Origin of the sequence: Streptomyces sp. NBC_01351, from assembly GCF_036237315.1 — a bacterium.
Taxonomy (GTDB): domain Bacteria; phylum Actinomycetota; class Actinomycetes; order Streptomycetales; family Streptomycetaceae; genus Streptomyces.
Window position 1 is genome coordinate 4,848,474 of the sequence record NZ_CP108356.1, and the last position, 12,692, is coordinate 4,861,165.

Annotated in this window: 13 protein-coding genes; 7 read left to right on the forward strand and 6 right to left on the reverse strand. The window is 73.0% G+C overall.

The annotated features are described in order from the left end of the window. Window positions 1-105: 105 nt before the first annotated feature. The 3 genes from OG625_RS22410 to OG625_RS22420 are packed head-to-tail and all read left to right on the forward strand — an operon-like array spanning window position 106 to window position 3,355. Complete coding sequence (locus OG625_RS22410; protein ID WP_329383986.1) at window positions 106-1,017, forward strand: SDR family oxidoreductase; 912 nt, start codon at window positions 106-108, stop codon at window positions 1,015-1,017. 8 nt (window positions 1,018-1,025) lie between these two features. Beyond that, the gene (locus tag OG625_RS22415) at window positions 1,026-2,291 is read left to right on the forward strand and encodes an acyl-CoA dehydrogenase family protein (RefSeq protein WP_329383989.1); all 1,266 of its coding nucleotides are present in this window, start codon (window positions 1,026-1,028) and stop codon (window positions 2,289-2,291) included. Beyond that, entirely contained in the window at window positions 2,288-3,355 is a 1,068-nt protein-coding gene (locus OG625_RS22420) for a Zn-dependent alcohol dehydrogenase (protein ID WP_329383993.1), read from the forward strand. The genes OG625_RS22415 and OG625_RS22420 overlap by 4 nt, the downstream gene beginning before the upstream one ends. A gap of 96 nt (window positions 3,356-3,451) precedes the next feature. Here OG625_RS22420 and OG625_RS22425 read toward each other — a convergent pair whose 3' ends face one another. Beyond that, window positions 3,452-4,078: a flavin reductase family protein gene (locus tag OG625_RS22425; protein WP_329383996.1), complete on the reverse strand. Its 627-nt coding sequence runs from the start codon at window positions 4,076-4,078 to the stop codon at window positions 3,452-3,454. Window positions 4,079-4,303: 225 nt separating this feature from the next. Between OG625_RS22425 and OG625_RS22430 the strand changes: the two genes are divergently transcribed. Next, complete coding sequence (locus OG625_RS22430; RefSeq protein ID WP_329383999.1) at window positions 4,304-5,098, forward strand: VOC family protein; 795 nt, start codon at window positions 4,304-4,306, stop codon at window positions 5,096-5,098. A gap of 15 nt (window positions 5,099-5,113) precedes the next feature. Here OG625_RS22430 and OG625_RS22435 read toward each other — a convergent pair whose 3' ends face one another. The 3 genes from OG625_RS22435 to OG625_RS22445 all read right to left on the reverse strand — a co-directional run bounded on the left by OG625_RS22435 (window position 5,114) and on the right by OG625_RS22445 (window position 9,853). Next, window positions 5,114-5,917 (reverse strand): enoyl-CoA hydratase/isomerase family protein, encoded by an 804-nt coding sequence (locus OG625_RS22435; protein ID WP_329384001.1) that lies wholly within the window; start codon window positions 5,915-5,917, stop codon window positions 5,114-5,116. A gap of 312 nt (window positions 5,918-6,229) precedes the next feature. Further along, entirely contained in the window at window positions 6,230-8,464 is a 2,235-nt protein-coding gene (locus tag OG625_RS22440) for an acetate--CoA ligase family protein (RefSeq protein WP_329384003.1), read from the reverse strand. Window positions 8,465-8,665: 201 nt separating this feature from the next. Further along, on the reverse strand, window positions 8,666-9,853 hold the full coding sequence (locus OG625_RS22445; RefSeq protein WP_329384005.1) for a flavin-containing monooxygenase: 1,188 nt from the start codon (window positions 9,851-9,853) through the stop codon (window positions 8,666-8,668). Between the two features lie 108 nt (window positions 9,854-9,961). Here OG625_RS22445 and OG625_RS22450 point away from each other — a divergent pair, with 108 nt between their 5' ends. The 3 genes from OG625_RS22450 to OG625_RS22460 are packed head-to-tail and all read left to right on the forward strand — an operon-like array spanning window position 9,962 to window position 11,398. Next, the gene (locus OG625_RS22450; protein ID WP_329384008.1) at window positions 9,962-10,471 is read left to right on the forward strand and encodes a hypothetical protein; all 510 of its coding nucleotides are present in this window, start codon (window positions 9,962-9,964) and stop codon (window positions 10,469-10,471) included. 58 nt (window positions 10,472-10,529) lie between these two features. After that, window positions 10,530-10,982, forward strand: a complete 453-nt coding sequence (locus tag OG625_RS22455) for a DoxX family membrane protein (RefSeq protein WP_329384010.1) — start codon at window positions 10,530-10,532, stop codon at window positions 10,980-10,982. Further along, a complete protein-coding gene (locus tag OG625_RS22460; protein WP_329384013.1) occupies window positions 10,979-11,398 on the forward strand; it encodes a Zn-ribbon domain-containing OB-fold protein in 420 nt (139 codons plus the stop codon). Before OG625_RS22455 ends, OG625_RS22460 begins: the two co-directional genes overlap by 4 nt. Window positions 11,399-11,469: 71 nt before the next feature. On the opposite strand, the gene OG625_RS22465 is transcribed toward OG625_RS22460, so the two are convergent. Together OG625_RS22465 and OG625_RS22470 are read right to left on the reverse strand one after the other, a co-directional pair. Beyond that, entirely contained in the window at window positions 11,470-11,985 is a 516-nt protein-coding gene (locus tag OG625_RS22465) for a hypothetical protein (RefSeq protein ID WP_329384018.1), read from the reverse strand. A gap of 9 nt (window positions 11,986-11,994) precedes the next feature. Next, window positions 11,995-12,672: a pyridoxine/pyridoxamine 5'-phosphate oxidase gene (locus tag OG625_RS22470; RefSeq protein ID WP_329384021.1), complete on the reverse strand. Its 678-nt coding sequence runs from the start codon at window positions 12,670-12,672 to the stop codon at window positions 11,995-11,997. Between the last annotated feature and the right edge of the window lie 20 nt (window positions 12,673-12,692).

Below are 12,692 nucleotides of genomic sequence, written 5' to 3' on the forward strand. Positions count from 1 at the left end.
CGTCGACGGCTCCTTGTGTAGAGAAGGCCACGAGGGCTTGTGCTCCGGCATCACGGTGCCCCTAGAATCTAACGGTCCGTCAGAAATCGCGGGAAGGGGCCGGACGTGGGGAACTTCTTGGCAGGCAAGGTCGTCGCCGTCACCGGCGCCGGCCGGGGCATCGGGCGGGCCGTGGCACTCGCCGCGGCCGCCGAGGGCGCCAAGGTCGTCGTCAACGACTACGGGGTGGGCATCGAGGGCGGCGAGCCGACGAGCGAGATCGCCGACGGCGTGGTGAAGGAGATCCTCGCCGCCGGCGGAGAGGCCGTCGCCGTCGCCGACGACATCTCCACCATGGCGGGCGGCCAGCGCATCGTCGACACGGCGCTCGCGCAGTACGGGCGCATCGACGGGGTCGTGTGCGTCGCGGGCATCCTGCGCGAGCGGATGCTGTTCAACATGTCCGAAGAGGAGTGGGACCCCGTCGTCGCCACCCACCTCAAGGGCACGTTCACCGTCTTCCGAGCCGCCTCCGCCGTGATGCGCAAGCAGGGCACCGGCACGCTCATCGGCTTCACCAGCGGCAACCACCAGGGCTCCGTCGCCCAGGCCAACTACAGCGCCGCCAAGGGCGGGATCATCTCCCTCGTCCGCTCCGCCGCCCTCGGGCTGGCCAAGTACGGGGTCACGGCCAACGCCGTCGCACCCGTCGCCCGGACCCGGATGTCGGCCAACGTCCCCATGGAACTCAAGGAGATCGGCGAGCCCGAGGACGTCGCCGCCCTGGTCACCTACCTGCTCAGCGACCGCGCCAGGGCCGAGGACATCACCGGGCAGGTCTACACGATCGCCGGCCCCAAGATCGCCGTCTGGGCGCAGCCGCGCGAACTGCGCGCCGGATACGCCGAGGGCTCCTGGACCCCGGAGAAGATCGCCGACTTCCTGCCCGGGACCGTCGGCAAGGACCCCATGCCGATGCTCGCGCAGCTGGAGGCCATGGCCAAGGCGGCGGCCGCCAAGGACCGCCCCAACGCGTAAGGGGTGACGTGGACTTCAGCTTCGGGGCCGAGGACGAGGAGCTGCGCGGGCGCGCCCGGGCGTGGCTGGCGGAGCACCTCGTGGGCCCGTACGCGCAGGCGGTCGGCCTCGGCGGACCGGGCAGCGAGCACGAGGGCGTCGACGTCCGGCGCGCGTGGGAGCGCGAGCTGGGCCGGGGCGGCTGGATCGGGCAGGGCTGGGAGGCCGACGGGTACGGGAACCGGCGGCTCTCCCTCACCGGGCAGGTGGTGTGGGCCGAGGAGTACGCGGCGCTGCGCGCACCCGGCCGGGTCGGCCACATCGGGGAGAACCTCCTCGCGCCGACGCTGATCGCCTACGGGTCCCAGGAGCAGCGGGACCGCTTCCTCCCGGGTATCGCGCGGGGCGAGGAGCTCTGGTGTCAGGGCTACAGCGAGCCCGGCGCCGGCTCCGATCTCGCCTCGATCCGTACGGCGGCGGTCCGGGACCCGGCCGACGGGCTGTACCGGGTCACCGGCCAGAAGATCTGGACCTCGCTCGCCCAGGACGCCGACTGGTGCTTCGTACTGGCCCGCACCGAGCCCGGCTCGCGGCGCCACCGCGGGCTGACCTTCCTCCTCGTACGGATGGACCAGCCGGGGCGGGTCGAGGTCCGGCCGATCCGCCAGATGTCGGGGACCAGCGAGTTCAACGAGGTCTTCTTCGACGGGGCGGTCGCGGCGGAGGCCGTCGGCGCGGAGGGCGAGGGCTGGACCGTGGCCATGGGCCTGCTCGCCCTGGAGCGGGGGGTCTCGACACTGGTCCAGCAGATCGGCTTCGCGGCGGAACTGGAACGCGTACTGGCCTCGTACGCGGCCTCGGGCGCGGCCTCGTACGCGGCCTCGTACGCGGGCTCGGGCGGGGCATCGGGCGGGGACGACCCGGTCGTACGGGAACGCCTGGTGCGCCAGTGGGCCGAGCTGCGCACCATGCGCTGGAACGCCCTGCGCACCCTGGGCTCCACGGGCTCCACGAGTGACGCCGCCGACGCCGGGGCCCCCAGTGTGGCCAAGCTGCTGTGGGGCGGCTGGCACAAGCGGCTCGGCGAGCTCGCGGTCGAGGTCCGCGGCGCGGCGGCTTCGGCCGGGCCGACGGCCACGGCCTGGGCGCCCGGGCTCCCGTACGAGCTCGGACTCGACGAGGAGCAGCGGCTGTTCCTGTTCACCCGCGCCGACACCATCTACGGCGGCTCGGACGAGATCCAGCGGAACATCATCGCCGAGCGCGTGCTCGGCCTGCCTAAGGAGTCGCGGTGAGAGGCGTCGTTTTCGACGGCAAGCAGGCCCAGGTGGTCGACGACCTGGAGATCCGGGACCCGGGGCCGGGGGAGGTACTGGTCGCGATAGCGGCGGCCGGGCTGTGCCACAGCGACCTTTCGGTGATCGACGGGACGATTCCCTTCCCGCCGCCGGTCGTCCTCGGCCACGAGGGCGCGGGGGTGGTCGAGGCGGTCGGCTCCGGCGTCACGCACGTGGTGCCCGGAGACCACGTGGCCCTGTCCACGCTGGCCAACTGCGGGGCGTGCGCGGACTGCGACCGGGGGCGGCCCACGATGTGCCGCAAGGCGATAGGGATGCCAGGGCAGCCCTTCTCGCGGGGTGGGAAGCCGCTGTTCCAGTTCGCCTCGAACTCGGCCTTCGCGGAGCGCACGATCGTCAAGGCCGTGCAGGCGGTGAAGATCGCGGCGGACATCCCGCTGACCTCGGCGGCGCTGATCGGCTGCGGGGTCCTGACGGGCGTGGGCGCGGTGCTGAACCGGGCCAAGGTCGACCGGGGCGAGTCGGTGGTCGTCATCGGCACCGGCGGGATCGGGCTCAACGTGATCCAGGGGGCCCGGATCGCGGGCGCCACCACCATCGTGGCGGTCGACGCGAACCCGGCGAAGGAGGCGGTGGCCCGGCTGTTCGGGGCCACGCACTTCATCGACGCGTCAGACGTCCCCGACACCTCGGCGGCGGTCAAGGAGATCCTCCCCACCGGGGCCGACCACGCCTTCGAGTGCGTGGGCAACGTCAAGCTGATCCGCCAGGCCATCGACCTCCTCGACCGGCACGGGCAGGCGATCCTGCTCGGCGTGCCCGGCTTCACGGAGGAGGCGTCCTTCCACGTCGCCTCGATGTACCTCGACAAGACGATCATGGGCTGCCGGTACGGGTCCTCGCGGCCGCAGCGGGACATCGCGCTCTACGCCGAGCTCTACCGGCAGGGCAAGCTGCTGCTGGACGAGCTGGTCACGGAGGTCTACCCGGTCGAGGACTTCGCCAAGGCCGTGGACGACGCCCACCACGGGCGGGTGGCCCGCGGGGTGCTCACCTTCTGAGACGGGAGCGCGGCCGGGGCTCCCCCGGGAGAACCCGGCAGAGCCGGAAGGGACCCCGCCATCGGCGGGGTCCCTTCCTCCTGCCGGGGCGCCGGGTCAGGAGCTGAAGCGTCCGAAGCGGCCCTTGTGGAAGAGGAGCGGGCCGTCCTCGCCGGCCGCGCCCATGGCTTCGACCCGGCCGACGACGATGAGGTGGTCCCCGCCCGTGTGGACGGCGTGGATCCGGCAGTCGATCCATGCGGGCACGTCGTCGAGCTGCGGCGACCCGGTGGCGGGGGCGGGGCTGTGGCTCACCCCGGCGAACTTGTCGGCGCCGCTGACCGCGAAGGAGCGGCAGAGCTCGCCCTGTTCGGCCCCGAGGATGTTGACGCAGAACACCCCGGCGCGGGCGATCCGCGGCCAGGTGGTCGACGTACGGGCCACCATGAAGGTGACCAGCGGCGGGTCGAGGGACAGCGAGGCGAACGACTGGCACGCGAAGCCGGCCGGCCCGTCCTCGCCCTCGCCGGGCGGCGCGGTGATGACGGTGACCCCGCTGGCGAAGTTCCCGAGTACGGCCCGGAACTCCGCGGGACTCACGGGCGCGCGTTCGTCCTCCCCGACGGCCCGCAGATCGGGGCGCGGCAGAACGTCCACGGACTCCGCTCCCGCCGCGGTGGAGGTGGGGGAGCCGGCTGACCTGAGGTATCGGACGACGGTGGCCGCCATCCCTGCATGTCCCATCACACCGACGATTGAACCTGACGCATCGTCAGATTGGAAGGGGTGAGGAGGGGGCGGGCGGTCCTCGGGAGCCGTCCGGCTCCGCGCGGCCCGGGCGCCGCCCCGAGCCCTTCCCCCAGACGGGTGAAACCCCCCGTCCGCCGGTGTCCGCAACACCCTTCCCGGGAGGAGGCTCGGCATCGTTGCAGCCACCGTGAACCCGCCGCCGTACCCCGGGAGGACCCCATGCTCGGCACCGATTTCCGTACCGGATCACCCAACTGGCTCGACCTCGGAAGCCCCGACATCGACGCCGCCGCCGCGTTCTACGGAGCCGTCTTCGGCTGGGAGTTCGTGTCCGCCGGGCCCGAGGCGGGCGGGTACGGGTTCTTCCAGGTCGGCGAGAAGACCGTGGCCGCGATCGGACCGCTGACGGAGGAGGGGGCGTCTTCCGGGTGGACGCTCTACTTCAAGACCCCCGACGTCCAGGCCGCCGCCCGGGCCGTCAGGGAAGGCGGCGGGGAGGTGCGCCTGGAGCCCATGGACGTCATGGGCGAGGGTGCGATGGGACAGTTCACCGACCCGCAGGGCGCGCAGTTCGCGTGCTGGCAGCCCGGGAAGACCGCCGGGCTGGAGCTGACCTCCGCCCCGAACACCCTGGTGTGGGCGGAGTTGCACGTACCGGACCCGGTCGCGGCCCTCGCCTTCTACCACGGGCTCTTCGGGTGGCGGCACGAGGAGATGGAAGCGACCGGGGTGACGTACCGGGTGCTGAGCACCGCCGACGGCGACAAGCAGGAGACCTCCTTCGGGGGGATCGCGCCGCAGGGCGAGGGCGCGGGCGGTGCGTCGAGCATGCTGCCGCGCTGGGTGCCGTACTTCCACGCGGCCGACGTGGACGCCGCCGTCGTGGCGATCGAGGGCAACGGCGGCAGCGTGCTCATGCCGGCGGCGGACGTCCCGGACGTCGGCCGCATCGCATGGGGCTCGGACCCGGGGGGCGCGGTGTTCGCGCTGCTGAAGCCGGAGCCGCGGCAGTAGCGGGCCTGACGGGGGCTACCGGCCCAGGTACTTGGGCGTGCGGCGCTCCACGAAGGAGGCCACGCCCTCGTTCGCGTCGGCGGTGGTCATGTTGATCTCCTGAGCGGTGGCCTCGGCGGCGAGCGCGGTCGCCCGGTCGCCGTCCAGGGAGGCATTGACCAGCTGCTTGGTCATCGCGATGGCGCGGGTCGGGCCCTGGGCGAGGCGCTCGGCCCATGCGCGGGCGGTGGTCTCCAACTCCTCTGCGGGGACCACCTTGTTGACCAGCCCGAGCCGCTCGGCCTCCGCGGCCGGGACGGCGTCGCCGAAGAACATCAGCTCCTTGGCCTTCTGCGGGCCGACGAGCCGGGGCAGCAGGTACGCGCCGCCGCCGTCGGGGACCAGGCCGCGGCGGACGAACACCTCGATGAACCGGGCCGGCTCCGCGGCGATGACGAGGTCGCAGGCGAGGGCGAGGTGGGCGCCGATGCCGGCGGCCGTGCCGTTGACGGCGGCGATGACGGGCTTCTCGCAGTCGAGGACCGCGGTGATCAGGCGCTGCGCGCCGAGGCGGATCATGCGGGCCACGTCGCCGGCGACGCGGTCGCCGGTGGTGGTCGCGGGTCCTCCGCGGAGGTCGGCGCCCGCGCAGAAGCCCTTGCCGGTGGCGGTGATGACGACGGCGCGGACGGCGGGGTCGGCGGAGGCGTCTGCGAGGAGGGCGATGATGCGGTCGCGCTGGTCCCAGGTGAGGGCGTTCATCGCGTCGGGGCGGTTGAGGGTGATCCAGGAGACGCTGGCGTCTGTGCGGTGCAGGATCGTTTCCGGGGCGTCTGTCATGGGCGGAGCTCCGTTTTGGGGGTGGGTGGGAGTTGGTGCCGGGTGCCGGGTGCCGGGTGCCGGGTGCTGGGTGCCGGGTGCCGGGCGGCTGGCGGCTGGTGTCTGGTGGCCGGGGTGGCCGTTGGGTGCGGGTGCCGCTGCGTGGGCGGGTGCCGCTGCGCGGAGCCTCTCCCCGCCCCGCCCTTCCTCCGTTCCCCGGGGCTCCGCCCCGGACCCCACCCACGCGGCGGAGCCGCACATGCAGCGCGGCCGGGAAGGGGCGGGGTGGGGGAGCGGCCCCGCGCAGCGGCCCCCCACCCCCGCCCCGCGTGGTCAGCGGCAGATGGCCAAGGCGTCCAGGGCCACCGCCCCCTGGCCCCTCGGGAGGACCATCAGGGGGTTGATGTCCAGTTCGGAGAGTTCGTCGCCCAGTTCGAGGGCCATCCGCTGGATGCGCAGGATGACCTCCACCAGCGCGTCCACGTCCGCCGGAGGCGCTCCCCGGACGCCCTCCAGAAGGGCATGGCCGCGGAGTTCGCCGAGCATCGCCCTCGCCTGGTCCTCGCCGAACGGCGGTACGCGGACCGCCGCGTCGTGCAGGACCTCCACCAGGACCCCGCCCAGGCCGACCGTCACCGTGGGGCCGAAGAGGTCGTCCTGGGTGACGCCGACGACCATCTCCACGCCCCGTTCCACCATCTGGCAGACGAGGATGCCGTCCAGCGGCACGTTCTCGTAGCGGGCGATGTCAGTGAGTTCCCGGTACGCGTCGCGGATCTGGCTGGCCGAGGTCAGGCCGATCTTGACCAGGCCCAGTTCCGTCTTGTGGGCGAGCTGCGGCCCCGAGGCCTTCATCACCACCGGGTAGCCGACCAGGCCCGCCGCCCGGACCGCCGCCGCCGCGCTCGTCACGAGCTGCTCGCGGGGGACCCGTATCCCGTACGCCCGCAGCAGCTGCTTCGCCGCGTGCTCGCTGAGCTGCTGGCCCGGGCGCATCAGGGCCTGGGCCTTGCGGTACGAGGGGGACGGGGTGCGGGGTGCGTCCTCGAAGGGGGAGCGGTAGCCGGCGGTGAAGCGGTGGTGGCCGAGGTAGGCGCGTACGGCGGTGATGCAGTTGCCGAAGGTGCGGAAGGTGGCCACGCGGGAGGAGCCCAGCAGGACCTTGCGGTAGGCGTCCTCCGTGCCGACCGGGGAGCCCCAGATCACGCAGATGAGCTTGTCCGTGGCCTCGGCGGCGTCGACCAGGTCCTGGGCGAGCTTGTCGCTCATCGGGGGGAAGGGGCCGGTGATCGGGCAGATCAGGACGCCGACGGACGGGTCGGCCAGGATGGCGTCGATGATCTTGCGGCCGCGCCAGTCGCCGACCGGGTGGCCGCCGTTGTCGACGGGGTTGGCGACGTTCAGGTACTCCGGGATCCACTGGTGGAGTTCGTCCTGCTTGGGCTGGGAGAGGGTGGGGAGGGACAGGCCCGCCTCCGTGGCGAGGTCGGAGAAGTGGGCTCCCGTGCCGCCGGAGATGGAGTAGACGACGACCCCGTCGGCCTTCGGCTTGCGGGCCCGGGCGAGGAGGGCGGCCGTGTCCTGGAGCTCGTCCAGCCCGTCCACCCGGATCACGCCGAACTGGCGCATGGCGGCGTCCACGACGGTGTCGGCGCCGGTCAGCTTCCCGGTGTGGGAGGCGGCCATGCGGGCGCCGGTCTCGGTGCGGCCGACCTTGACGGCGACGACCGGGACCCCGTTGCGCGCGGCCCGGTCGGCGGCGAGGAGGAAGGAGCGGCCGTCCTTGAGGCCTTCGACGTAGCAGGCGATGGCGCCGACCTCGGGCTGCTCGGCGAAGTAGGAGATGAAGTCGGAGGTTTCGAGGTCGGCCTCGTTGCCGGTGGGCGCCCAGTGGGAGAGGCGGATGCCGAGCTCCTGGAGGGTGTAGACCGGGCGTCCCTGGTGGCCGGACTGGGTGATCAGGGCGATCGCCGGGCCGTCGAGGTCGTCGCGGAACTCCTCGAAGGCGTTGAGGTTGGTGTTGGGGCCGAGGAGGCGCAGGCCCGAGCGCTGGACGGCGGCGCCGAGGCGGGCCTGGGCGGCCGCTCCGGCGTCGCCGGTCTCGGCGAAGCCGGAGGCGAAGGCCACGGCGAACTTGACCTTGGTCTCGGCCAGTTCCTCGATGACGGGGAGCGGGTCGCCGACGAGGAGGACGGCGAGGTCCACCTGTTCGGGCAGGTCGGCCACGGAGGCGTGGCAGGGCAGCCCGAAGACGGTGGGGCGGGTGGGGTGCACCGGATGGATCCGGGCGCCCACGCGCTCCGCCCAGGCGATGAGCTGGCGGGTGATGCCGGTGTTCGGTCTGCCCTCGGCGTCGGAGGCGCCGACGACGGCCACGGACTCGGGCCGGAAGAACCGGTCCAGGTCGGGCACGTCGGCGTGCAGCGGCCGTCCGCTGACGTCCACCGCGACCGTGTCCTCGGCGGACGGTGCGGCCGTCGAGTGGACGGCCGTCCTGGGGGACTCCCCGCAGGCCTCGACACGTGCGCGGAAGTCGGTGGTGAGGGTGCCGTGAGTAGATCCAAGCATCGTTCCGCCCGCTCCTGCTCGATGAACATCGATGGAACGTCAAATAGCTGACGCGTAGTCAGATTACTGAACTGACGTGCCGTCAGGAACAGGGATGCGCAGGAAAGGTGGTGGAGGTGGTGTGACGAACCGACCACGAACGTGCCAGAACCCCTCGCGGGCGGTCCAGAGCGCCTTTCAGGCCAGGTCGCCGCGGCAGCGCTACGCGGCCCCGGCGGCAGACTCGGCCGCCGCCACCGCCTTCGCTATCCGCTCGGCGTCCCGGGCCATCTCCCGGAACATCCCGCTAATGGGGTTGGAGAAGCCGGTGAAGTACAGGCCGGGGACCTCTTCCGGGCTGCGGGCCCCGTGCGTACGAGGCCGCCCGCGCTCGTCGAGTACGCCGTCCATGTGCCCGACCAGCCCCTCCAGGGCGCGCCGGTACCCGGTGGCCGCGATCACCGAGTCCGGGCTGATCCGCGTACCGTCCGCGAGGACCACCTCGGCGCCGTCGAAGGAGTCGAGCGCGGCCACCGGCTCGACCCGGCCGCCGCGGACGGCGTCGATCAGGCCCACGTCCTGGACCGGGATCGCGCCCTCCTTGACCCTGCTGTACAGGCCGGTCTCGGGGCGCGGAAGTCCGTACGCCGACAGGTCGGGGACGGAGGCCTTCGCGACGAGCCGGCCCAGCCGGTCCACGAGCCCCACCGGCAGCCGGCGTACGAGGATCCCCGTGCGCTGGGCCGGCCAGCCGGCGGTGGAGCGGCGCACGATGTGCGGGGCGGTGCGCACGGCGAGCCGCACCCGCGCGGCCCCGCCCTCGACGAGGTCGACGGCTATCTCGGCGCCGGTGTTGCCGACGCCGACGACCAGCACGTCCCGGCCCGCGTACGGCCCGGCGTTGCGGTAGTCGGCGGCGTGCAGCAACTCGCCGGTGTACGCGTCCCTGCCCGGGAGGTCGGGGAGCGCGGGCGTGTGGTTGTAGCCGGTGGCGACGACCACGGCCGCGGCCGCCAGCACGCGGCCACCGGTGGCGTGCAGGGTGAAGCCGTCGCCGTCCGCGGCGCGCTCGACGCGGGTCACCTCGACGCCGGTGACGATCTCCAGCTCGTGGAACTCGGCGTACTTCTCCAGGTACCGCACCACGTCGTCGCGCGAGACCCAGCGCCCGAAACGGCGCGGCATGGCCAGGCCGGGGAGGGCGGAGAGCCGGCGCGTGGTGTGCAGGTGGAGCCGGTCGTAGTGGCGGCGCCACGAGGCGCCGACCTCGCCGGACTTCTCGACGACCACGGCGCGCACCCCGCGGGCGCGCAGCGCGGCGGCCGCGGCGAGGCCGCCGGGGCCGCCCCCGATGACGTACACGGGGCGGGGCTGGGTGGTCATGTCGGGGGGTGTGGGGAGTCCGGGCATGAGGTGTGAGCGTATCGCCACGCAGCGTTGATGGGTCTCGGACAAGGAGGGAATCGATTGCGGATCGATCACGGCCCGCGATGGGCCGGGTGCCCGCATACTTCTGTGGTGCTGCTGACATGGATCGCGGAGATCGCGGACGACCCCCTCGTGCTGGATCCGGCCGACCGGCGGACCGAGGTGGAGACCAACACCTGGCGGCTGGGCGGCGCGGAGGGCGAGGACCTGCGGACGCTGCCGGTCTCCGGCGTGGTCGGCGCCTTCGAGCGGACGGCCGAAGCCATCCGGCGCCGCGTCCTCGACCGGGGTTTCGCGGGGCCGGCGACCTTCTACGTCTGGCACGACCGGCAGTCGGGCCACCTGCGCTGCTCGACCGCCTCGCTGCCCGCGGACGAGCTGCCGTTCGGCGGTGGGTACGTACCCGTCGCCGACCTCGGGCCCGTCGTGGAGGGTTTCCTCGCCGACGGGGATCCCGGCGTCATCGCGTGGGCGGAGCTGGACGAGGGCGAGGTCCGGGGCTCGCTGGACAACGAGCCGGAGAACGAGCCGGAGACGGACCCCTTTCCCGTCTGGGTCCGCGATGTCGGAACGCCCAACCCCGGCCCAGCCCTTGCGTGATCGCTCCCGATCCGCTGAACTGACGTACCGTCAGATCGATTGGGTGGGTGAGGGTGGGATGCAGACCATCTGGCTCAGCGGGGCCGAATGGCTCGCCGTACTGCGCATAGGCCTCGGCCTGTGGTGGCTGGAGAGCTGGCGGCACAAGGACAAGAAGGGCTGGTTCGAGCGCGGCACGGGCATCGCCTGGGCCGCCGACGTCGCGGGCAAGCACCGCTGGCCCTTCGTGAAGGGCGGCTTCGACACGGTCGTCGCGCCGCGCCCGAAGCTGATGGCGTACATCGTCGTCTACGCCGAACTCGCCCTCGGGCTGGGCCTGGTACTCGGCCTCCTGACCCCGATCGCACTGGTCGGCGGCCTGCTCCTCAACCTGCTCTACCTCGTGCTGATGATCCACGACTGGGCCGAGCAGGGGCAGAACGCGATGATGGCGCTGATCTCGCTCGTCGCCCTCTTCGCCATGTCCTGGCAGGCGTGGTCCCTCGACGCGGCGATCGGACTCTTCCTTTGAACACCGTGCGGTACGACCTCCCCGAGGCGGACGAGTTCACCCGCCCCTACTGGGACGCGGCGGCGGAAGGCCGCCTCCTGCTGCGCCGCTGCGCCGACTGCGGGCGGGCGCACCACTACCCGCGCGAGTTCTGCCCCTTCTGCTGGGCCGGCGAGGACCGCGTCTCGTGGGAGGCGGCGAGCGGCAGCGCGACCCTCTACACCTGGTCGGTGATCCACCGAAACGACCTCCCGCCCTTCGGCACCCGCGTCCCGTACACGGCGGCGGTGGTCGACCTGGCGGAGGGCCCGCGGATGATGACCGAGGTGGTGGACTGCGAGGCGGCGGACCTGAGCATCGGCATGGCCCTCGCCGTGACCTTCCGCGAGGCGGCGGAGGGCGTGGCGGTGGCGGTCTTCCGGCCGGCGGCGAGCTGAGCCGGGGCGCGCATAGGCGCACAGGCGGCGGCCCGGCGCACCGGAGGCCCGTTGTGCCGGTGCCCCGGGCCTCACTCCACGCCGAGATCCTCACGCATGGCGTGCCGCATGGCCCGGAGGAAGTCCCACACCTGGTACTGGGCCCGAGCGGCGCTCTCCATCGTCTCGCCCGGCCCGGGCTCACCGCGTTCGAGGCGCTTGACCTGGCCGTACACCTGAGTCAGGGCCCCGTTGGCGGCACTCGCCCGCGCGAGGACCTCGTCGGGCGCGACCATCTGCGCTTCCGAGTACCGGTCACGGTGCGCGTTCCGCGCCTCGTCGAGCGCGACGCGATCGGCGTCGTCCACGCCGCGCTCCCGCATGACGTGCAGGTGCCGGTTGAGCGCGGTGGTGAACTGCCGTGCATCCCTGTTGAGTTCCACATAACAGGTGCGCCGCAGCGCGAGCTGCTCGCGGATCTCCTCATGGCCGCGGACGAGCTCTATCTCCCGACGCTTCACGCGTTCGGAGCCGCGCTGGGTGAGGATCGCGCCCCCCAGGGTCCCGGCGACGCCGGCCACCGCAATGATCACAGAACTCATCTCCATCAACGCACCCTAAGGCCAGAGGAGTTCACGCACCCAGGAGCCGTCGGCCGTACGCCGGTACCGCAGTCGGACGTGCCGGCGCGCGGCATCCCCCTGGAAGAACTCCACCTCGGCGGGGTCCAGTACGTACCGCGTCCACGTGGGAGCCGGCGCGTCCGGCTCGGCCCCGGCCCGCTCCCACGCCTCCTGCGCCACCCGTGCGAGCTCCTCCACGGACCCGAGCACCTCGCTCTGCCGCCCCGTGAGCGCCGCCGCGAGCGCCCCGCGCGAGCGGACCGCCAGGTCGGCCCGGCTCTCCTCGGGCCCGCACGCCGTCACCCGACCCCGGACCCGCACCTGCCGCGCCACGGCCGGCCAGTAGAACCCGAGCGCGGCCTCCGGACGCCCGGCCAGTTGCCGCCCCTTGGCGCTGGTGGCGTGCGAGGCGAAGACCCAGCCCCGCGCATCCGCGTCGTGCAGCAGCAGCGTCCGTACGTCGGGCCGCCCCTCCGCGTCCACGGTCGCCAGACTCATGGCGTGCGGCTCGGCCTGCCCCGCCTTCGCGGCCGCCACGAACCACTCCCGGAACAACGGCAGCGGCTCGCCGGGCGCGGCCCCGGCGTCGAAGGCGGGGAGGGGGGAGTCCCACACGCGCAGGGAGTGCAGGGTCTCGCGGAACTCGTCGTCGCGGGCGGTCTCGCTGGTCATGGCGCGAGCCTAGCCCCGGG